Annotated in this window: 22 protein-coding genes and 1 rRNA gene; all 23 read right to left on the bottom strand. The window is 44.8% G+C overall.

Annotated elements, in window-relative coordinates; genetic code table 11:
- Positions 1 to 27: 27 nt before the first annotated feature.
- A 16S ribosomal RNA gene (locus BN8899_RS11005) occupies positions 28 to 1,550 on the bottom strand.
- 1,020 nt (positions 1,551 to 2,570) lie between these two features.
- Positions 2,571 to 2,978 carry a LytR/AlgR family response regulator transcription factor gene (locus tag BN8899_RS10990; protein WP_065219407.1) on the bottom strand — a complete coding sequence of 136 codons (408 nt, stop codon included), beginning with the start codon at positions 2,976 to 2,978 and terminating at the stop codon, positions 2,571 to 2,573.
- 119 nt (positions 2,979 to 3,097) lie between these two features.
- Positions 3,098 to 3,262, bottom strand: a complete 165-nt coding sequence (locus BN8899_RS20750; RefSeq protein ID WP_157237427.1) for a hypothetical protein — start codon at positions 3,260 to 3,262, stop codon at positions 3,098 to 3,100.
- Positions 3,259 to 3,978 carry a hypothetical protein gene (locus BN8899_RS10985; protein ID WP_065219406.1) on the bottom strand — a complete coding sequence of 240 codons (720 nt, stop codon included), beginning with the start codon at positions 3,976 to 3,978 and terminating at the stop codon, positions 3,259 to 3,261. The genes BN8899_RS20750 and BN8899_RS10985 overlap by 4 nt, the downstream gene beginning before the upstream one ends.
- Positions 3,975 to 4,784, bottom strand: coding sequence for a hypothetical protein (locus tag BN8899_RS10980; RefSeq protein ID WP_148375377.1), 810 nt, complete (start codon positions 4,782 to 4,784; stop codon positions 3,975 to 3,977). Before BN8899_RS10980 ends, BN8899_RS10985 begins: the two co-directional genes overlap by 4 nt.
- A gap of 64 nt (positions 4,785 to 4,848) precedes the next feature.
- On the bottom strand, positions 4,849 to 5,085 hold the full coding sequence (locus tag BN8899_RS20745) for a TlpA family protein disulfide reductase (RefSeq protein WP_231932330.1): 237 nt from the start codon (positions 5,083 to 5,085) through the stop codon (positions 4,849 to 4,851).
- Positions 5,086 to 5,285: 200 nt separating this feature from the next.
- On the bottom strand, positions 5,286 to 5,939 hold the full coding sequence (locus BN8899_RS10970; RefSeq protein ID WP_065219403.1) for a hypothetical protein: 654 nt from the start codon (positions 5,937 to 5,939) through the stop codon (positions 5,286 to 5,288).
- Positions 5,940 to 5,944: 5 nt separating this feature from the next.
- A complete protein-coding gene (locus BN8899_RS10965) occupies positions 5,945 to 6,535 on the bottom strand; it encodes a hypothetical protein (RefSeq protein WP_065219402.1) in 591 nt (196 codons plus the stop codon).
- 48 nt (positions 6,536 to 6,583) lie between these two features.
- On the bottom strand, positions 6,584 to 7,669 hold the full coding sequence (locus tag BN8899_RS10960) for a TlpA disulfide reductase family protein (protein ID WP_065219401.1): 1,086 nt from the start codon (positions 7,667 to 7,669) through the stop codon (positions 6,584 to 6,586).
- A 65-nt stretch (positions 7,670 to 7,734) separates the two neighbouring features.
- On the bottom strand, positions 7,735 to 8,532 hold the full coding sequence (locus BN8899_RS10955) for a hypothetical protein (RefSeq protein ID WP_065219400.1): 798 nt from the start codon (positions 8,530 to 8,532) through the stop codon (positions 7,735 to 7,737).
- A gap of 3 nt (positions 8,533 to 8,535) precedes the next feature.
- Entirely contained in the window at positions 8,536 to 9,249 is a 714-nt protein-coding gene (locus BN8899_RS10950) for a hypothetical protein (protein WP_065219399.1), read from the bottom strand.
- Positions 9,246 to 9,998, bottom strand: coding sequence for a hypothetical protein (locus BN8899_RS10945; RefSeq protein ID WP_065219398.1), 753 nt, complete (start codon positions 9,996 to 9,998; stop codon positions 9,246 to 9,248). Before BN8899_RS10945 ends, BN8899_RS10950 begins: the two co-directional genes overlap by 4 nt.
- Positions 9,995 to 10,693: a hypothetical protein gene (locus tag BN8899_RS10940; RefSeq protein WP_065219397.1), complete on the bottom strand. Its 699-nt coding sequence runs from the start codon at positions 10,691 to 10,693 to the stop codon at positions 9,995 to 9,997. The genes BN8899_RS10945 and BN8899_RS10940 overlap by 4 nt, the downstream gene beginning before the upstream one ends.
- A 30-nt stretch (positions 10,694 to 10,723) precedes the next feature.
- On the bottom strand, positions 10,724 to 11,785 hold the full coding sequence (locus BN8899_RS10935) for a TlpA disulfide reductase family protein (RefSeq protein ID WP_231932329.1): 1,062 nt from the start codon (positions 11,783 to 11,785) through the stop codon (positions 10,724 to 10,726).
- Between the two features lie 55 nt (positions 11,786 to 11,840).
- Complete coding sequence (locus BN8899_RS10930; protein ID WP_065219395.1) at positions 11,841 to 12,458, bottom strand: hypothetical protein; 618 nt, start codon at positions 12,456 to 12,458, stop codon at positions 11,841 to 11,843.
- 69 nt (positions 12,459 to 12,527) lie between these two features.
- Complete coding sequence (locus BN8899_RS10925; protein ID WP_065219394.1) at positions 12,528 to 13,220, bottom strand: hypothetical protein; 693 nt, start codon at positions 13,218 to 13,220, stop codon at positions 12,528 to 12,530.
- Positions 13,217 to 13,966, bottom strand: a complete 750-nt coding sequence (locus tag BN8899_RS10920) for a hypothetical protein (RefSeq protein ID WP_065219393.1) — start codon at positions 13,964 to 13,966, stop codon at positions 13,217 to 13,219. The genes BN8899_RS10925 and BN8899_RS10920 overlap by 4 nt, the downstream gene beginning before the upstream one ends.
- A gap of 61 nt (positions 13,967 to 14,027) precedes the next feature.
- Positions 14,028 to 15,701, bottom strand: coding sequence for a hypothetical protein (locus BN8899_RS10915; RefSeq protein ID WP_065219392.1), 1,674 nt, complete (start codon positions 15,699 to 15,701; stop codon positions 14,028 to 14,030).
- Positions 15,702 to 15,862: 161 nt separating this feature from the next.
- Complete coding sequence (locus tag BN8899_RS10910) at positions 15,863 to 17,455, bottom strand: ATP-binding protein (RefSeq protein ID WP_065219391.1); 1,593 nt, start codon at positions 17,453 to 17,455, stop codon at positions 15,863 to 15,865.
- 121 nt (positions 17,456 to 17,576) lie between these two features.
- Positions 17,577 to 18,332 (bottom strand): hypothetical protein, encoded by a 756-nt coding sequence (locus BN8899_RS10905; RefSeq protein WP_018337485.1) that lies wholly within the window; start codon positions 18,330 to 18,332, stop codon positions 17,577 to 17,579.
- The gene (locus BN8899_RS10900) at positions 18,329 to 19,594 is read right to left on the bottom strand and encodes a hypothetical protein (RefSeq protein ID WP_148375376.1); all 1,266 of its coding nucleotides are present in this window, start codon (positions 19,592 to 19,594) and stop codon (positions 18,329 to 18,331) included. The genes BN8899_RS10905 and BN8899_RS10900 overlap by 4 nt, the downstream gene beginning before the upstream one ends.
- 58 nt (positions 19,595 to 19,652) lie before the next feature.
- Positions 19,653 to 20,408 (bottom strand): hypothetical protein, encoded by a 756-nt coding sequence (locus BN8899_RS10895; RefSeq protein WP_065219390.1) that lies wholly within the window; start codon positions 20,406 to 20,408, stop codon positions 19,653 to 19,655.
- Positions 20,409 to 20,420: 12 nt separating this feature from the next.
- Positions 20,421 to 21,191 carry a hypothetical protein gene (locus BN8899_RS10890; RefSeq protein ID WP_148375375.1) on the bottom strand — a complete coding sequence of 257 codons (771 nt, stop codon included), beginning with the start codon at positions 21,189 to 21,191 and terminating at the stop codon, positions 20,421 to 20,423.
- Positions 21,192 to 21,292 lie beyond the last annotated feature (101 nt).

Here is a 21,292-nt window from a genome sequence, read left to right as displayed (position 1 = left end):
AGCGAGCTACATGAACTCTGGCTCCAGAAAGGAGGTGTTCCAGCCGCACCTTCCGGTACGGCTACCTTGTTACGACTTAGCCCCAGTTACCAGTATTACCCTAGCCCGTTCCTCGCGGTCACGATCTTCAGGTACTCCCGGCTTCCATGGCTTGACGGGCGGTGTGTACAAGGCCCGGGAACGTATTCACCGCGCCATGGCTGATGCGCGATTACTAGCGAATCCAACTTCGTGGAGTCGGGTTGCAGACTCCAGTCCGAACTACGACCGGCTTTAGAGATTAGCGCCGGGTCACCCCGTGGCGGCCCTCTGTACCGGCCATTGTAACACGTGTGTAGCCCTGGATGTAAGGGCCGTGCTGATTTGACGTCATCCCCGCCTTCCTCGCACCTTACGGTGGCAGTCTCGATAGAGTGCCCGGCGTTACCCGGTGGCAACTATCGATAGGGGTTGCGCTCGTTATGGGACTTAACCCGACACCTCACGGCACGAGCTGACGACAACCATGCAGCACCTTGTAAAGAGCCCCGAGGGGAATCACTGTTTCCAGCGAATGCACTCTACATTTAAACCCAGGTAAGGTTCCTCGCGTATCATCGAATTAAACCACATGTTCCTCCGCTTGTGCGGGCCCCCGTCAATTCCTTTGAGTTTCATCGTTGCCGACGTACTCCCCAGGTGGCTCACTTAATACTTTCGCTTGAACCCTGGCCGTGTATCGCCAAGATCCAGTGAGCATCGTTTACGGCGTGGACTACCAGGGTATCTAATCCTGTTCGCTACCCACGCTCTCGCGCATCAGCGTCAGATAAAGACTGGGAAGCTGCCTTCGCTATCGGGGTTCCAAGTGATATCTAAGCATTTCACCGCTACTTCACTTGTTCCGCCTCCCTCGACTTCTCTCTAGGGCACCAGTTTCAACGGCGTGCTACAGTTTAGCTGCAGTCTTTTACCGCTGACTTGGCATCCCGCCTACGCGCCCTTTAAACCCAATAAATCCGGATAACGCTCGCATCCCCCGTGTTACCGCGGCTGCTGGCACGGAGTTAGCCGATGCTTATTCACGAGATACTGGCATCGCGGTACACGTACCGCTTATTCTTCTCTCGTAAAAGAGGTTTACAGGCCATAGACCATTCTTCCCTCACGCGACTTGGCTGGTTCAGGCTTCCGCCCATTGACCAATATTCCTCACTGCTGCCTCCCGTAGGAGTCTGGACCGTGTCTCAGTTCCAGTGTGGGGGACCTTCCTCTCAGAACCCCTAGGCATCGTCGGCTTGGTGGGCCGTTACCCCGCCAACTACCTAATGCCGCGCGTGCCCGTCTCGTGCCATTACTTTTAAAATCTTCTCCATGCGGGGAAGAAGTACCATGGGATCTTAGTCCACGTTTCCGCGGGTTATCTCCCGGCACGAGGTTGGTTGCACACGTGTTACTCACCCGTGCGCCGGTCGCCATCAAGGTATTGCTACCTCATGCTGCCCCTCGACTTGCATGTGTTAAGCCTGTCGCTAGCGTTCATCCTGAGCCAGGATCAAACTCTTCATTGTAATAGTTATTTTCAGAAATTATTCTGGCAGGGTCATGTGTATGAATCTCGACTTATCGTCGTTTATCGATTCTCGCTCGCTACGTTGTTCATTTCAATATCTTAAAGAACTCTTTTTCATCTTTCTTCTCCCCTCTATTCAGCCCCTCGTGCCTCCATCGTTGAAAGCGGGTGCAAAGATAAAGCTTATTTTTCAACCTCCAAATTTTTATCAAGTTTTTTTGAAACTTTTTTTTCCGAGGTTTCCCGAAACCTATCTGTCCAGTATCTCGTTTAAGCTTCTCTCGTCGCTTGCCCTCTCTCTCGAAAGCGGGTGCAAAGATAAGGCAATTGATTTCCATTTTCCAAATATTTCAAGAACTTTTTTTGATTTTTTTTACAATACCATAAATATCAAAGCGTTGAAAAATCACTAGAGCGGGTTCCACACGACCCTACACCACGCGACAAGCGCGATTTTACCGTGCAGGCTACGCTTTTTCCAGGCAATCACGGTAAATAATCATACCGTGTTACCAACGAGTAACCGGTTTCTCTCCTTTCTCTTTCCTTGCAAACTCTTTTCAAAAACTTTCCCGAAGGTCTTTGAAACGACTTTAAAACGAGTTTGAAAGGAATTTGTTCCCTAACTACACCGGGACTACTCCCCGTCTTCAACGGAAATTCCCCTATCATATTCAACCGTTCCACATAGTCCTGACAGAATCACAGGAACATCGTCATATATGCCGGAAGATACAATACACGAATCTCATTTTCTTCTATCACACCTTACCCCTAAGTTATCCAGTGATTCTATTCCATGAAAAATGCCATATTCCCGAGAAATGCCATTCAACTACCTCCGCGATCCCCATTCACTCCCGTTTCACGGCCGGTACAAGAACGTCCGTAAGCGGCTTTGCACCCGTCTTCAACGGGAATCCACCCTATCATAAATCCAAAATCATAAATTGACAAACCTTCCACCGAAGCCCGCCGATAAACTTATCCACGAGACCGGTGAATATAAATTATAAGATTACTCCTCTCGCCCCGTTTTCGGGTACACCCGGGAAGTATCCAGTATATTAAGACAAGCCAACACGTTTTTCCGGTAATGATCCCCGATCGGGAACCATTTCCCGTGGGCTCGCAAGGAGTTCCCCGCCCACGTGTCGACATAACGTAGGTTCAGGATAAATCCACGGTGTACACGGGCAAAATACGCGTCCGGCAATTGCCGCTCCACGACTCCCAAACGGCACGCCACGGTGATACGGGATTTATCCTTTAAATAGAAATCGCTATAATTAGCCGACGCCTCGATCCAAACGATGTCGGCGTAAAAATATTTCTTGTAATACTCGTCCTGGCGAATAAACAAGCCATCTGCCACCTGCGGTGACACGCTTAAAGGTGCGTTCACACCCGATAAATCTGTTTTCATAGACAATTAAAGTTATGCCTCATGAAATATTCACCGACGGGCGTAAACTATAAAAAAGGGGGAAGCCGCCAAGCGACTTTCCCCCAGCACGCACCTAAAATGAAAAGCTCTTATTAGCTTTACACTATAAACATTTCCAGTAAGGTTTTTAACATGACCAATTTCTTGTCAACAGACTCCTCGTGTTGAAAAGAAACATGATCTGACACGTGAGCCTGCACCGCCAGTTCCGGTAACGACATCGCCGTGAACAGCAAAGAGAAATAAACTATCATCCTTTTCATTTCCTTTTCTCTTCTCTTTTCCATTCTTTTTTACATCTTTTCTCGAACTCCCGCCATTCCTTTCTATCTTGTTCATAAGATTTTCTTTTCTCTTTTATAGCTTGCTCGATATTAGATATTTCGCCACATTCCAAACTGACTGTCAAATCCCGCCCCTGAAAGGCTTCCAACTCCTTTTCAGTCATTTTAGGCACTTTCAATCTTTTCACGACATCTTGCTCTATCCCGTGAAGCCTGTCCGGATCAAAATTTAACCAAAATCCGTCATAGTGATCCGGATAGTGGAGGCCTTCACAACGTCTCTCCCGTGGAATACGTAAACAGAAATCATAGCGATTCTCAAATTCAAAATTAACCACTTGCAACACTTCGCCCGATGACCAATCCCCCCTGAGTTCTACCCAAAATATCTCACGAGCCCACTTCGGTTTACTCAATTCCAACAACTCTTCACGGGTTAAATGCTCGCGAACAATTTGCCCTAATTGCAATTCGCAATTCAATATCAACTCTTTACGACCAGGAAGTAGTTTATCCCCCCGCCGTGTCGTCGTATCCGGGTTATGAATATTCGTGACCGTCCACAAACCACTCCGCTTTTTTGTAACCTCATACGTCACGTGCTTCCCTTTCACGATCCCAAGTTTAAACACGTCTTGTGCTCTCGCCACACTCGCAACAAACACCACTGCTAATAATAAAATAACCCGTTTCATTTACTTTCTTTTAATAGTTTAACAAGATTGGGAAAAGGATAATTAGTCCTGTAATCCCGATTTTCAAACCACCCTTCTCCACTATAGTCGGGATGGTTCGCAAGCCAATCTAAGGCCTCTTGATAATCATTGTAAAATTTTTCAACATCCACTCTATTCTTAAAACATCCGGTACGTTTATTAATTTGTTTGGCAAGCCTCACAATACAAGCATGAAATCTTTCATCAAATAACTCTATAAAAATTCCACTACTTTCTGGATCTGAATACAGATATTGTGCGACATAAGCCTCCACCTCGTTATTCCGGCTTTTCAGAGGAGGTTGATTCTCATTTTGATACATGTGAAAAAACTCATGAAACAAAGGCCCATCATTATATTCCGATTTCCACGCGTCAAAATTATACCTTATCTCACCGCACCCGGCATATTTCATTACCATCATTCCATAACCATGTACAGGATCTCCATTTTGATCTGGAATAGCTGTAAAACGGATAAAAGGACGATCTTTATTATATCTTTTAACAAGAACAAGTAATTTACGTCCTATCTCGCTGTTCAATATTTTTCCTGTAGCCCTTTGAAAGGCGACATCCGTATTTTCCACGAGCAACTGATCCACTGTCAGGCCATCATCAACAAGATACAATTCGGTATCGGGAAGCATCTCATCCTCGATTCCGAACTCCGGCTCGGCACAATTCCAACAGGATACGATTAAAACAAATAATAATATTACTTTACAAGCATTCATGTCCTCTTCTTTATTTTTTGGTAATTCTGCGATCTTCTTTTCTTTCACTTTCAAAAGTTCAAGAAGGCAATAAACTTTTTACCTGATTCTTTGAAAAGGCAGACAAGCCTTTTTATTTCTTTCTCTTCTTCGTCAACTCCGCCAATTTATCGCGAAGGGCAGGAAATGCCATTCCCCGGGCAACGACACGGTTCTCGGCGTCGAGCAGGAAATAAGCGGGGAGGTCGTTTACCAGGTAAAGGCGGACGATCTCGGAATCCATGCCCTTGAGGTCGGAGCCGTTCGTCCAGATCATACCGTCAAGCCCGACGGCTTGCTTCCACATCGCGTGGTTGTCGTCCAGCGCCACGCTGACGATCTCCAGTCCGCGCGGGCGGTATTATAGGTAAAGTTTTTTGTCCCGGCGGGAACTTTCCACCCGTGCCGCCCAGAAATGCACCAGTTTCCCGCTAATTTGAAAACCCTCCTGGGCTTTACCGGCGAGCGAGAATGCCATCGCCTAACCGAATAGTAATAAAAATTTCCTCATAGTTCTCTACATTTTAAATTTCAATTTCGCTTTTTTCTCGCAAAACCGCCATCCATCCACGTCGATTTTACCTCAAGTAACAGCACCGAATCCGCCGTGATATATCGACGGTCTATCAGCCATACCCGCTTTTTATAGGGTTCTAATTTACCACTCAAAACTAATTTCATCTTCTCCATTTTCGACATTCCCTCGGGTGCAATCTCCCGCACCCGCTTCAAATCCTCACCGTAAACCAACGTGTCAAGCATAAAACGCAACACCTCGTTTGCTTCTTTCAATTGCGCCAATTTCTCGTTCATGTCTACCGGCCTCACTTTTTCCAGCAAGGTTTTCGGCACAACCAATTTTTGGGCAACAGATTCCTCGTGCAGAAAAAAAACATAATCTGACGACAGAATCGGCGACACCAATCGATACCTCTGGTAAAAAATCGTATCAAGACTTGGGGTCAAAGCAAACTCCCTACTGTAAAATATACCTTCCTTTTCCTCCCCATCCTGGTATAATCCACTGGATATCAATACGACGAACTGGTCTTTCGCCAAGTTAAACATCACTGCACTATCTTTTTGGCTCCACCTTTTTTCACTTATTTCCACCACTCGCTCAGCCTGCACAGATAACGACATCGCTGTAAACAACAACCATAAATAAACTTTTGATTTTTTCATTACTTTTAATTTTTAAATATACGACATTCTGCTTCGGCTTGATGCACTTTTGCTTTATCCGCCGCCGATAAACTTTCATAAGCTTCTGTATTTTCCATTCCAGAAAAAGCAAGCCACCGAGCAGTAGTTAAATCACATCCTACAGCCTTAGCAAGATAACGCCAAAACTCTGTATCATACGCCATAATTCTATGCCCCTCCTCATTCAAAAGTCCATATAGAATATGAAACCATTCGTGCAAAGCAATCAAAAGATAACCTTTCCAACTGTATCGACGAATTAAATTCCGACTTACCCAAAATCGATATGGCATATTATTGATATCTACACGAACGATAGCATCATCATCAGTGCTATAATTCATTTGAAATATACTGTAACCATTTATCGTAGTCCTCATCTCCATAAGTGTTACTACATGATTTAAAGCTGCAAACAAAGAATCCAAACAAGTTTGGCAACCTGGAGGCGGATTTATCATCATCATTTCCTCCATTTCCGTATTTTCCAAATTTTCAAATTTTTCTTCAAATACATCTTGTGAACAAGAAATGAAAAATAAACTTAAAAAGAATAGATAACATCGTTTCTCCATAATTTTCCTATTTTCATTTTTAACACTTCATGATAGCAGACAAGCCTTTTACTTCTTTCTCTTCTTCGTCAACTCCGCCAATTTATCGCGAAGGGCAGGAAATGCCATTCCCCGGGCAACGACACGGTTCTCGGCGTCGAGCAGGAAATAAGCGGGGAGGTCGTTTACCAGGTAAAGGCGGACGATCTCGGAATCCATGCCCTTGAGGTCGGAGCCGTTCGTCCAGATCATACCGTCAAGCCCGACGGCTTGCTTCCACATCGCGTGGTTGTCGTCCAGCGCCACGCTGACGATCTCCAGTCCGCGCGGGCGGTATTGCAGGTAAAGTTTCACCAGGTCGGCGTTGTCCCGCCGGGAACTCTCCACCCGTGCCGCCCAGAAATGCACCAGTTTCCACTTCGCGGGAACGTCGTGCAGGCTAAACGTGTTGCCATCCGGTTTGGCGAGCGTGAAGTTCGGGGCAACCTCGCCGACGGCGAGTTTCTCGTACTGCTCCAAAGCGGCGGCAATCCGCTTGCCGGGGATCGTGGCACGTGCCGCCTCGCCCAACAGTTCATACTTCGAGCGCAAGCCCTCTTCCGTTTCACTGCCGATACCAAGGGCGATCACGTGCGCCGTGGCGTACTCGTCGGGGTTCGCCTTGATCAACTCCAGCGTGGCGTTCACCGACGCCTCGTAAGCCTGGTCCACCCGGGCTTGCAAGGCGGCTACATCCGCCCCGGGCTGTTGCGCCTCTGCCGCCACCTTCGCCTGCTCCGCCATGAACGACTGGCTGATGCGGGTGAAGCGGGACAGCAATTCCTGTTGCTTGCCACCCTGTATCAACGCCCCGGCGTTGCTGACGTTTATCATGAAATTGGCGTTCTCCAGGATCAGGGGGATCATCCCCTCCCCGTTAGCCGGGGTGAGGTAAGCCGCCACGGGGCGCAACACCTTGCCCGTAAAAACAAACGTCCCGTTTTTAACCCCGATCGTGCCCAACGTGTCGGGCTTGCCGCTCTCCTCGCTGACCAGCAAGAGCGTTCCATCCGTCATATTACCCATTTTCCCGCTAATTTGAAAACCCTCTTGGGCTTTACCGGCGAGCGAGAATGCCATCGCCAAACCGAAAAACAATACTTTTCTTTTCATCATTCATTAAATTTTAGGTTTATAACTAATCTTCTTAAATTTAATTCTTCAAGATCTTTAACGCGATCCTAATAAAACACGTCATAAAATACGGATCCACTAGGCACCACCCCTCCATTTTCCCTCATTTTATCCAAAAGACAGGCTCGCACATCAACTATAAAATAATTTTTCCAGATGTCATATTTTATCACATGTTGATAAAGATCATCATCCTCATTTAGCCTCGCTTTTGTCACGATTTCCTTTTCTATCTCGTGGAATCGATCCACCGGGAAGGTTCTCCAGAAATACGCTTTACTCTCGACAGAATCAAATGTCCGTTTGGAATACATTTCTTTCCACTTATCAAGAGCTTCTTTATCATAATAGTCTAAACTTAACAATCTTGAGTATATACTATCGAATTTCCACTTGTCATTTTCATCGTAATCGCAAATATTTTTAGGCAGAACAAAAACAATTTCCCGTACCCGTAAAGAAGAATCCAACACAGAATGAACATAAAGAGATGCGTTCTGACAAATCACCTCTCCTATTTCTTCGTGAGTCAAATGCCCATATACAATTTCAAAAATAGTATTCTTTAAGCTGTCAAAATGAACATTTGCCCCATATATATTTTTTCCCAATAGTCGACCTTCATTACAAAGTGTATCATATTTATTATTTACATTCCTCAAAAAAAGGAACACATCACTTTTTTTCACCTCGTAATTCACATTTTTTCCAGTCAATGTATCTCCTGTATTCAAACATTCCAAAGGAATTCCGTTTACACATGAAACTCGTTTACCGTTTATACCCTGAGAGAACAAAATCCCATAAACCGACATCAAAACCAATAATAAAACCAATTTTTTCATATTTCATTTACTTTCCTCCAAGTAACGCTGCAATGTTCTTTTATTATGTTCTATCCACTTTTTTCGCTCCTCCTCCTCCTCTGCTCTTTTGGCTTTAGCTTTTTCCGGATCAAGTATTTTATCCGGGTTGACGAATACCTCAAAATCATCCACTAAATAAGTTTCCTCCATATCTTCTGGCAAAACCAATCGTTTCACGATATCTTTCTCTATCGCATACAACCTATCGGGATCAATATCCAACCAAAAACCATCGTAAGCGACAGGAGGTCTCCACTGCTGCACACCTCGTTTGGCTCGTTCCTGTGCTATAACATATTTATTTTCAAAGGCAAAACATGTCACTTGCAACAATTTACGCCTCGTGCTATCCACGCGCAACACAACCGCAAACAGTCCATCCGTTCCCATTTCTTTCAACATGGACACCTCCTCCGCTGACAAATGGTCGTGAAGAATAATACCGATCTGCATGCTTAAATCCTCGAAAAAGCCCCGCTTTATCACACTTCTATACGGTATCTCTTTCAACACGGTATCCACGTTATGAACATTGCGAATCATCCAAGCTTTCCAATACTTGCTGACAGGCTCCATAGGTTTCACTTCATACGTCACGTGTTTGCCTTTCACCGTTGTCCCAAGTTTAAACACGTCTTGTGCGCTCGCCACTCCCGCGGCGAACAACACCACTAATGATAAAATAATCTGTTTCATGATTGTTGATTTAATAATTGAAAAAGTTTTGGAAAAGGTTGTTCGTTATATTCTGCCTGATCCCGTATCCAATCGGGACCATTATAAGGATATTTACCTGCAATACAATTCAATACTTTCACGTACTCCTGGTAAAATTCATCATACGAAACTTTCAAATACCCTGTATACTTATTAATACAAGAAGCAAGCGCTACAAGCTTTTCCTGAAAAACAAGATCAATCATAACCGCACAATAACCACTACTTTTATCCTCGGAGTAAAAATATTGAGCGAGATACGCCTCCAATTCATTATTCAGGCTTTTTCTCGGTGAATACTTAATTCCATTTTGAAAAACATGAAAAAATTCATGGAACAAAAGCTCGTCTTTACACTTGTTTTGAGTCGCTTTACCCGTGTAACGGATTAATCCACTCCCGGCATAAGCCATTTTTTCTACACTCATATCCGGATACCCATCTCTATCCAATATTGCATCAAAATGAATAAAAGCACTATTGGGGTTCAACGCTTTGACATATTTTAGTAATTTATAGCCCATACTACTATTCAAAATATAAAAAGTGGCATCACCCCACTCCTTAGGATAACCTGGCTCAAGTATATCCATTACTCTTATATCCCCGAAAAGAGAATTCAGTTCGGTATCGGAAATCGTTTCCTCATCAATTTCCAATTCCGGATCAGCGCAATTCCAACAGGATACAAGTAAAACCGACAATACAATAAACTTACAAATTTTCATATTCTCTCTTTTAGTCCTGCCTCGTGTGCCGTCCATTTAGCTTTAGCTTTTTCCGGGTCAAGCATTTGATCCGTAGAGATATACACCTCGATATCTTCTACCAGGTAAATCTTCGGTGTATCTTCAGGCAACACCAGTCGCTCCACGATATCTTTCTCTATGGCATACAACCTGTCGGGATCAAAGTTCAACCAAAAACCGTCGTACGCGACAACAGGATCTCCAGGCCATTGCTCGCCTCGTTTGGTGCGATCCTGTGCTGCCACGTAATGATTATAAAACATGAAGCAAGTCACTTGTAACAATTTATGCCCCGTGCTATCCACACGCAACATGACACCCATACTTTCCCCGTATGGTTCATTTTTTCTATCCTTTTCATCCAGTTTCGCGAGCTCTGCTTTCGACAGATGATCGTGGAGAATGACACCTATCTGCAAGCTTAAATCCACGAAAAAGCCCCGCTTCACCTCTTCCCTATATACTCTCGCTTTCAGCACGGTATCCGGATTATGAATATTACGGACAAGGCATCTCGAATAAGATTCATCCTCACGCTTGTCAATAATCGCAATAGGTTTCACTTCATACGTCACGTGTTTGCCTTTCACCGTTGCCCCGTGTTTAAACACGTTTTGTGCACTCGCCACTCCCGCGGCGAACAACACCACTAATGATAAAATAATCTGTTTCATAAATCTACAAAGTTTTATATTCACTTGATTTTATTCCTTCAGCAACTCCGCGATCTTTTTCTCCAAGGCTTTGCCCCGGAGGTTTTTGGCGATGATGCGGTTGTTCTCGTCGAGGAGGAGGGTGTGGGGGATGCCCCGCACGAGATAGCGGGCGGCGATTTGCTTCTGCTCGTCCATGATGTTCAGCCAGGTCATTTTTTCATCCTGCATGGCTTTCTGCCAATCCGGGGCTTTCGTGTCGAGCGACACGCCGATGATTTCTAAGCCGGCTTCACGGTATTTCTTGTAGATTTTTGCCACGTTGGGCATTTCCTGGCGGCAGGGGGCGCACCACGATGCCCAGAAATCGATCAACTTCAATTTCGCCTTCACGCCATGCAGGGAAACCGTCTCGCCTCCCGACGCGGTCCCGGTAAAATCGGGTGCCACGGAGCCCGGTTCCACTTGCTTGAATACCGCCAACTGTTGGACGATCGCCTGACCGTAAGGACTGCTTTTTGCCGTTTCGCCCAACCCGTCATAAACGGCTTTCAAAGAGGTGTAATCCATCTGCCCCATGCCGGAAGCGATCACGAAAGCCGTCACGGGCGAATCCTTGTAGACGCGGAACAGCTCCGCCTGCTTCGCCCCGACTTCCTCCATCACTTTCTGGAACTGTTGCTGCAACGCCTGCATCTTCATCTGGTTCTGCTGGGCGTAAGCGGCACGGGCTTCTTGCTCCATAAGCATCTTCTCCCGGGCGATCACCTGGTTGAGAGCGTTGTATTGATTCAATACTTGCTGCGACTCCCCGCCCCCTTGCACGTCAATGCCGTTCTCCCCCGCCACGATCGTGTATTCCAGGTTCTCGAGCATCAACGTCGCCACGGGCTGCTGCTCCGCCGTCAAGATATAGGCAAGCACCATCCCGTCGACCCGTCCCGCGAACTCGAAATCCCCGTTCACCATCACCGCCTCGTCCAGTTTTACCAACCCTTCCGCCCCGCTCGCCGCCAAAACGAGATCTCCCGAGAGCGTACCTCCCAAGCGTCCCGTGATTTTAAAACCTTCTTGTGCCACGCTCGTCACGAACGCACAAATTACTAACAACATAGATAATCCAATTTGTTTCATAATCTTCATTAATATTATTCGTTTGTATCATTCGTCAATCCATGTAGCATGAATCAACACTCATTTTCAAATAAATTCCTTCCTTCTCTATCCATTCCAGTCCACTAAAATCAACTCGTTCTTTAAGCGCTTTTTCAATCTCGAGGAAACGATCCACCGATATTCGCCTCAACATTTTGTATTTTTCAACAATAGCACGTCCCATTTCACCTTGCATCTCCGGATCATCTTCCGGGAAAGGCAACATTTTGAACCACCAAAAGGACAATTCCTCTATTTTTCCCTCTTTCAAACGACATGCAACGATGATATCCCCTCCAGCTTTCTTATAAATCGCTTTCTCCGATAATGTTAAAAACTCACCTACAATTTTTGTAAACAACTCGTCGAAACATGCCAATACAGTTGAAGGCCGAATCGTGCCTTTCGGATCAATTAACCTCAAATTAACCGTATCGCAATTCTCTAAATTTTGCAACACCGAAAATACCCCTGAATTATCCGCATAAAGCTTGTATTTCGCATGTTTACCCGTCAACGTGTCGCCCACCTGTTTACCCTCCGGTATATTGCACGTCAATTCCTTCGTTATTTGAGAAAATAACACGTCACTACCTAACACCAAGATCAATAATAAAATTATCCGTTTCATCACAAATCTTTAATATAGACCTTTATAGAACACGTCATAGAAGTGTTTCGCTAACTCTTTTATCTTTTCCTACAACACCAAGGGCGGGTATCCCTCGCGCGGTTTAAGATTCTCCGTTTTCCAACGTTCTATCGCTTTCTTTCTCTCTTCTTCTATTTTCTTTATATCGATGAAATCACGAGGCATTAACAAGATATTAAAATCATCCGTTAAAAATATCTCCGGCATTTTCTCCGGCAATACCACTTTTTTTACGATATCTTCCTCTATTGCGTGCAATCGGTCGGGATCAAGATTCAACCAAAAATCCTCATACGAGGTGGGATAATCCTGCCGCTTTTCCGGGGGTCTCCTCATCCCTGCCATATACCGATTACGAAATCTAAAACAAGTCACTTGCAATAACTTATACTTGTCTCGATCAACACGCAGGATGACCTCAAACCAACCGGTTCCTCCTTCTTTTTCTTTCGCTTTCATTTCCAGCAACTCTTCCGGTAACAAATGTTCATGAAGGACCTCTGCGATTTGCATTTCAATATCTGCAATCTGAGAATAGGAAGCTCCCGGGTTAGGAACCACTTTTATAGCGGTATCCGGATTATGAACATTCCTGACAATCCAACAGGTAGGGACATCTTTTTGCTCCCTCACTTCATACGTCACGTGTTTCCCTTTCACTGTGCCAAGTTTAAATACCTCTTGCGAAAACAAGAAACCTGCGCTAAATAAAATTACCAATGATAAAATAATCTGTTTCATAAATTCTGATTTAATAAGTTTAAAAGTCTTTGAAAAGGGTATGAACCGTATTCTACCGCCCCCGAAGTCCAATCATCACCACGGTACCAAGGCAAATCTCCAAGAAACCCTAAAGCCTCTACATACACGCTATAAAATTGTTCATAATCTACCTTGTCCCGCAAATAACCGGAACTAGCATCAATACACGACACGAGCCTCGTCATAATCTCTGTAAATTTTTTATCAATAACCCATGGAACGTAACCACGGCTTTGAGCATAAAGATACTGCGCGAGGTAGGCTTCCACCTCATCACTTCTATTATGCGTGGGAGCCCTGCCGGCATACTGGTAAACATGAAAAAATTCATGAAATAAAAGTTCATCATTATAAGCGTTCGTCAACGCCAAGTAAGTGTAACCTATCTGCCCGCCCGCCCCGTAAGTCATCCGTATACTACTTCTATCCAAATTTCCATCCTTATCTACTATAGGTACAAAATGAATAAAAGCTTTTCGAGGACTCAGATTTTTAACAAATTGAAGCAACCTTTTCCCAATACCGTTATTCAAGACTTTTGCCGTGGCTACTTTCCATTCATCCAGACTATTTTCCACTAGCAAATCATCAACCTTCACTTCCTCTGGAAGAATACCCAATTCTGAAATCGAAAGTAACTCATTATCGAAATCTAATCCGGACTCCGCACAACTTCCCAAAAGGGAAACAACTACCAGAACCAGTAAATACTTTATTTTTATCATACCCTGTCTACTTTATTGCATTTTGCATTTCTATTTTCCTCGCTACCCCTCTTTTCTTCTTCTATTCTTTTAATGTAAACCAAACTTCCACGGGTTCCACCTTTCCTTGGATGCAACACACCTCCCAACGGGTAACACTTTCCGCAGTACGACGTACCAACTCAATCCACGGGTCGGACGGATTGTCAATTTCACGATGATAACGTGTCCCATCACCACCATTAATATACAGGTATATTCTTTTTATAGAATCTGCTACCCCATCCGCACGGGGACAAACAATTAATCTGCCATGTAACGACCGCCCTTTCAACTCAGGATAACTGTCCCAGTCATGTGAACGGATAACCTGTATAAAATGATTATACGCAACGGAATCACCCGGCTGGATATAATTGTCATAAACGGATTGACGCACAACACGTCCCCGTACCACCTCGCAGACCACTTCCCGCTTTTCGGCACGACTTAAAGGATAACATTGCCCAAGGACCTCTCCCTTTGCGATCTCAAATGTCCCCGTATACCATGAAGCCTCTAGCGGTTCCCCATTGTTTCCGGGATTAAGCACCGATAACGGGATTACCTCTCCCGTGCAGGCATTACGAATCCCGACTAACCATAACCGATCATCGGCTATCCGCCAACGGGCAAGATACCCCCGGGGTTGTTTCTCCATGAAAGCCCCTTTAAGACGCAAACGCAAGCGGGTAATCAAATCCGGGTTCTGCTGCAAGAGATAAGTATCCACCCGATAGGTATCTCCCTCCATGACAAGCGAATCCTGTTCATTTTTACCCAAAATGTCAAACGACCAGTTTCTTCCCTTGTTCTCACCCCATGCTATACTCACCCGTGCCGGCTGTATCTTTCCGTCAAGCGTCAGCACGTCCCATTTTTCCATCAATTCGGCACAAGCCATAACTTCCCGCGTGTAAGGATGATGCCGGCTATACCTTTTTTTCTTTATTCCTGACACATTTCTTGCCCAAAAACGAGATTCAGCTTCCCACCAATTTCTTTTTTTTCTCAAACGCTCGACTTTAGCCCGCAACCGTTCGCTGGATATTCTCGACCTCTTTTTCGCATCCCTCTCACTCCAGACACTCACCCGGTTCACCGTCCCGTCAGGATTAGGATAAATTTCTACTTTCAAAATCGAATCCCCTTCCCAAACCATTCCATTACCGTTAAACAACATATTCATCGTGCCGTGGTAATTCCTGTTAGAACCTGCTTGAAAAGTATTGTACATCCGTTTCTCTCTCTTCACCTCTCCCTTGCGCAGGGAATAAAGGATCTCGTGTTCATATCGGTCATTATCCCAATACAGGTATTTGCCTCCCCGGGCAAGAATCGTACCGGTAAACCAACGGGCAACGATACGCCCGCTCTCGCGGTAGGCATCAAAAATACCACTGATATCCACCTCTTGATAACCTCCATTCTCACTCATCTCTACTACTTTTTCCAAAATCAGTTTCCCTTCCTCCAAACGCCACGTCCCCACGTATCCCCGGTAAAGACCGGTTGAGATCCTTCCAGACAAACGTTTTTGCAACTCTCGAGACAACACGCTATCTTTCTCTATCGGCAAAGTGTACATCCAAAAAGTTTCTTCTCCAATCAGCAGCTGTTCAGGCTGTTGTTTAGTAGCTTTCGTCACGCTAGCGAAGCTACACAAGGCTATTGCCACTAAAACCAATACTTTCATCTTCATAAGTTTGTCATTCATATCGTTTATATCAAATATCTCGTTATCGGACACACGGGGACAGCAGAAAATACGGCGGTTGTGCCGGATGGCACAACCGCCTGGTTTATAAGGTTTATAAAGTTTATAAGGTTTATTACCTCACGGAAGTTGAAGAGGTGTGTCAAAACACACCTCATAAATTATTCTATCGCTTTCCAGTCGTCCACGGTTCCAGTGTCCGAGGAGAAACTGACACCCACACGGTGCAAGTGGCGGGGATCTTCCAGGTAGGGCAAGGCGTAACCTTTCTCTTCGATCTGGCACAATGCCTCGTCCGCCGTGCCGTCCAGCTTAAACTCAAAGATGTAAACGTGAGCGTCCGTTTCAATGATGCAATCCACACGCCCACCGCTTTGCTGCTTTTCCGTGTACACCGTGTAAACACTCACCAGACGCATCAACAAGTAGAAAGTGTAGTGAAAATAACGCTCTTTTTCCCGTTCGTTCTCTTTCCGACGCATCGTGTAAGGGATACTACTCAAGAAAGAAGTCAACAAGCTCCGAAATTTCTCCGTGTTGCCTTGTTTCAATGCACGAGCACCAACTCGCACCCAAGAAACCAACTCGTCCGATGATTTAAAATAATCTGCCGCCACCAGGGTCACGAACCCTTTCTTTACCTCGTTGTTCGGGAAATCGAGCAAATACGTGTCTTCCTTCCCGTCGTACCCCTTGATCGTCAAGTAACCGCTCTGGTAGATCATTGGCAACGGTCTCTCCATGTCTGCCTTGTAATCCACGAATTCCGGGGTCTCGTAATAACGACCGGTCAATTCATCCAAATTCTCCCGCGTGTGGTTCAACAAACGAATCAAGTAAGACGGCGTGCCACTTTGGAACCAGTAATCTTGAATCATCATCGAGTCCAAGGCGTTCAGCAGGCTGAAAGGGTTGTAGACATCCACGAGCCGCTGACCGAAATGATAACCGTCATACTGTTGTTTCAACATCTGCCGAACCTCTTCCACGCCACGCTGCTGAAACTCCGCCATCTCCGCCATGGAAGCACCGAAATATTCATCTATCTCCTCTTGGGTTATCCCACAAAGCGCCTCGTAACGCGGATGCATGCTGATGTCTTTCGGTTGGTTGAAACCGCTGAACACGCTTACCTGTGAGAATTTGGTCACCCCCGTCAGCAAAACGAATTGCAGATACTCGTCAGCCGCCTTGAATACCGAGTAAAAGCCCCTCAACACGTTGCGGTTCCGATCCTCCAGCAGCATCCGGTTTTCCCCCACCACGGTTTCCAGACCCGTGTCGAGCACATCGAGGATCGGCTTGTCGTACTCGTCAATCAACACCACCGCCCGGCGACCTGTCCGGAGATGAGCCTCTTTCAGCACTTGGATGAAACGCATTCCCCGGTCCAGGCTTTGATCCCGGGGAACAGCGTAAACCTTTTCCCATGCGGAAATATGCCCCTCGATCACCTTCTCTAGCGTGCCCTCCTCTTGAAAATCGCTCCCGTTAAAATCAATATGGAACACGGGATAAGTAAACCAGTCTTTTTCCAAGCAGTCGATTGCCAAGCCCTTGAAAAGTTCCTTTCGCCCGAGGAAATAATTCTTCAGGGTCGATACCAAAAGGCTTTTCCCGAAACGACGGGGACGACTTAAAAAATAAATCTTTCCCTCTTTTACAAGAGAGTAGATCATCTCGGTTTTATCCACGTAAACGTAACCATCTTCGATGAGCTGATCAAAACTCTGGATGCCTATCGGGTATTTCATTTGTTATCTCCATCTTAGTTATTACCACAAAGATAGCGAAAAACCAAGAGAATGCAATATTTTCCACGTCCCAATATGTCAAAGAACTTTTATCTCTCTATTCGTTATTTTAAATAGAAACCTATTCCAACTTAGATCTTAACATCTCTTTTTTCCAATCTTCTATTGCACACTCTCTCACTTCTCTTGCCTTTTTCAAATCACAGATATACTCGTAGAAGATACTAATCTGTAAAACATATGCGAAATCCCTTGCCATTCCCGGGGGCAGTGTGACTTTCTCCACGATGTCCTTTTCTATTTCATACAGCCGGTCAGGATCAAAATTCATCCAAAAGCCGTCGCTCGGGGCGGCAGGCTCCTTCTTCCGATACACGGGTTCTTTTACCAAACGTTGCACCTCTTCACCAGTATCTTTACGTATAAAATTCATTGGACGTTCTATTGTATCCGGGATTTCACCGGCACGCTTCCGAACCCCGTCCCGGTACATGCCATCAAACAGGAACCATTCCACCTGTACCAGCTTATTATCGACAATCCGAACCATCGTTTGAAAATAATCCGAGGGAAAAGATTTCGCTATTTCACGAAGTTTCCTCAATTCTTCCGGTAATAAACGATCGTGAATAATTTTTGCTATCTGCATCTCAATATCCCATGTTTGAGCGGCACAATTGATTATATCCATCACTTTCACTTCGGCGGTATCCGATTTACGCGTGTTTTTAATAATTCTGCCCCACGGGAAAGAATTTTGTTCTTTCACTTCATACGTCACATGCTTCCCTTTCACCGTGCCAAGTTTAAATACCTCTTGCGAGAACAAAGAACTCACGCTAAATAAAATTATCCATGATAAAATCATCTGTTTCATAAATCTCGGTTTAATCGTTTCACACGCCCTTGCACGACCTCGCACTCCATATCGCAACACTCTGCATCGTAACGGTAATTACCGTCATCAACCACTCCGCCCAACCCGATCTTAAACTTTCCCGTGTACCACGATGCCTCTATCGGTTCCCCGTTGTTGCCGGGGGCAAGCACCGACAAGGGGATCATTTCTCCCGTGCGGGCGTTACGAATTCCGGTCAACCACAACTGACCATCCGCTATCTGCCAGCGGGCACGATACCCCCGCGGATGCTTCAAGGCAAACGCCCCTTTCAGGCACGGGCGCAAACGGGTCATCAAACGGGGATCCGCCTGTAAAAGTGACACATCTTTCACCCGGTAGCCGCACCCGTCCATATCCAAAGAATCCGGGCAAAGCCACAATTTCAATTGCCAGTTCATGTACTCCGGACGAGGTATACCTTTTCTCCAGGTCACCTTGAACACGTGAGGCTGAATCTTTCCATCAAGCACCAGCACCTCCCAGTCCGTCATCAATTGAACACACGCCATAACCTCACGAGTGTACGGGTGTCGATGACCGTATCTTCTATTCTTTTCTTTATATTTTCTTTCCCACACGGGCACCGAATCCTGACCCGGTTTCAGAAAACGATAAAATGACGTTACTTTTATCCTATCCACCGTTCCGTCAAGTCCCGGCCAAAGTTTAACTGACAACGAGGAATCTCCTTCCCACTCCATACCGTTACCGTTGAACAGCATCTGCAAAGTAACCCAACTTTCCTCATTCGAACCTTCCCGCAACGAATTATGTTTCTCCTCGCTTGACACGACCCGCCCTCGTCGAAGCGTGTAAATCGTTTCATGTTCATAATGACGATTAAATCCCATGTGTTTATAATACACACATTCCCCCCTCACCACACGTATATCCCCGCTAAACCAACGTGCGGCAATTCGCCCGTTCTCTCGATAAGCATCAAAAATACCACGAATATCCACCAAATCCCCATCCCATGTTTCAAGTTTCTCCAAATATAATAGCCCTGCTTCCAGTCGCCAAGTACCAATATATTTTCTCCAAAGTCCCGTGACCATTCCAGCCCGTTCAATCCGTTGAGAAACTTTTCTCCGCAACACGGTATCCGCATTAATCGGACAAGACAACATCCCTAAAGTATCCTGCCCGATAATTATTCGCTCCGCGAATTGTCCTGTCGCTTTCGCCGCACTGGCGAAACAACACGAGCAAATTACCGTTAAAATCAATATTTTCATAAATTTGTCATTCATAGCGTTCATCTAAAATTCAATGTCATTTCCTTGTTCCCGATAATCAAGGCAAACTTCTCATGGAGAAAAATTTCAACACGCCGTAAACACAAGGTCTTTTTGTATCCATGGCTTTACGCATCAAAGCCAAACGTTCTTTATCCCCGAGAGTTCTATCCCACAACTTTTCTGTTGTTTCTTCCATTATCTTTTTGTCCCGACGGCTAAAATCAAAATTATCGGGATTGAACGGATGCCTTGCAACGACGTCGCGGATCTCCTGCAAATCTTTTTCCGATATTCCCTCGGGAGATGGGAATATTCGGAAATAAACCGACAACACCTCTCCCGTGTTGTTTACCAACGCATAAATAGAAAGGTCTATTCTCCCCACACGGTTTTTCAACCGTTCTGCCCATGCTGTCGCAGCTTCTGTCCATTCCTTGGGATAAGGTTCCGATACATTCTCTTTTTCCCCAAGAGAAATATCATCTCCTAACAACCAAAAAAGAAGGGTATCCATCGAATTTGCAAAAGGTTCATCTTCATCCAGATTTATTCCTCTTTTTTTTAGATTCACACGCGTAATGGAGTCTGATCGAAGTGCATGGATTGATTTTTTCCCCGTCGGATATCCAATACAAAAATCTTTCTCTAAAACTTCTTGTTGTAAAACTTTAAATTTTTCTTCAAAATCCAACGGAATAACAAAACTGATATACGAATTTTCTACTTTTTTAAAGTTCCGGAACTCCTGCCCTTGCGCATTTGCACTAAAATACAAGACAATCAAGAAAAAATAAAATATCTGTTTTTTCATAATGTTTCTGTTTTAATTTTGCCATTGACAACGTAAATAATAAATCAAAAAAGAGGGGCAATAATATGTTGTTGCAGCACCCCCAGCCCACTCTTTATAACGCTCTCTAAACATTTCTATTAATCTTTCTTGTGCAATCCCTTCATCTCCGGATAATTCAAAATTAGCAATCTGTGAAACGAAATCTTTGTATGCTTTACTATTTAGACCTTCTGAATTAGAAAAACTTCCCCACATTTTAAATGAGAACACATCAGACATCAACAAAATCTCAAACTCTGATTGAAGTTCATTTTCTTCCGTGTATTCCACTCCTGCCAAACCTGTTTGAAAAGCATGCAAAAGTTCGTGCAAAATAATCCGAGGAGTAATTATCCCCTCCTCATACCTGAAATAAATAATATGATTCCTAGAATCATAAATGGCATCTTTATCCGTATATCTACCACTTAACATCTTAGGATCGATCGCACATTGGATCCGACCCCCTTTCCTATATAACTTTTTTGCCATTTTACTCAGGATATAACTTTCATTCATTAAACTTCCTCCCGCCCGACACAACATTCCATGCTGATTTTTGCTTAAGAAATAAACTCCCATTCTACCAGTTACCGACTCCCCATTTGTTTGTGGAAAAAGCGAACTAAAAGGAAAAGGATTCGGATTAACATCCATTACATTTTCTTCATCAAGAAGAGAATCTTCAAGCGACATTTCTTGATAACAGCTACACCACAAGCAAGTGAAGCAAACCACTACTATATATCTTACTCTTTTCATAATTGTATCGTTAATAGTTATCCATCCCGTCAAGCGAGAAGGCAAGCGGGGAAAAAATCCCTGCCCCGCGGGGCAGGGAAAGCACGCACCAAAAGGGTCTG

It is taken from the genome of Butyricimonas sp. Marseille-P2440, assembly GCF_900091675.1.
Lineage (GTDB): Bacteria > Bacteroidota > Bacteroidia > Bacteroidales > Marinifilaceae > Butyricimonas > Butyricimonas synergistica.
This window is presented reverse-complemented; position numbering and strand designations above follow the sequence as displayed.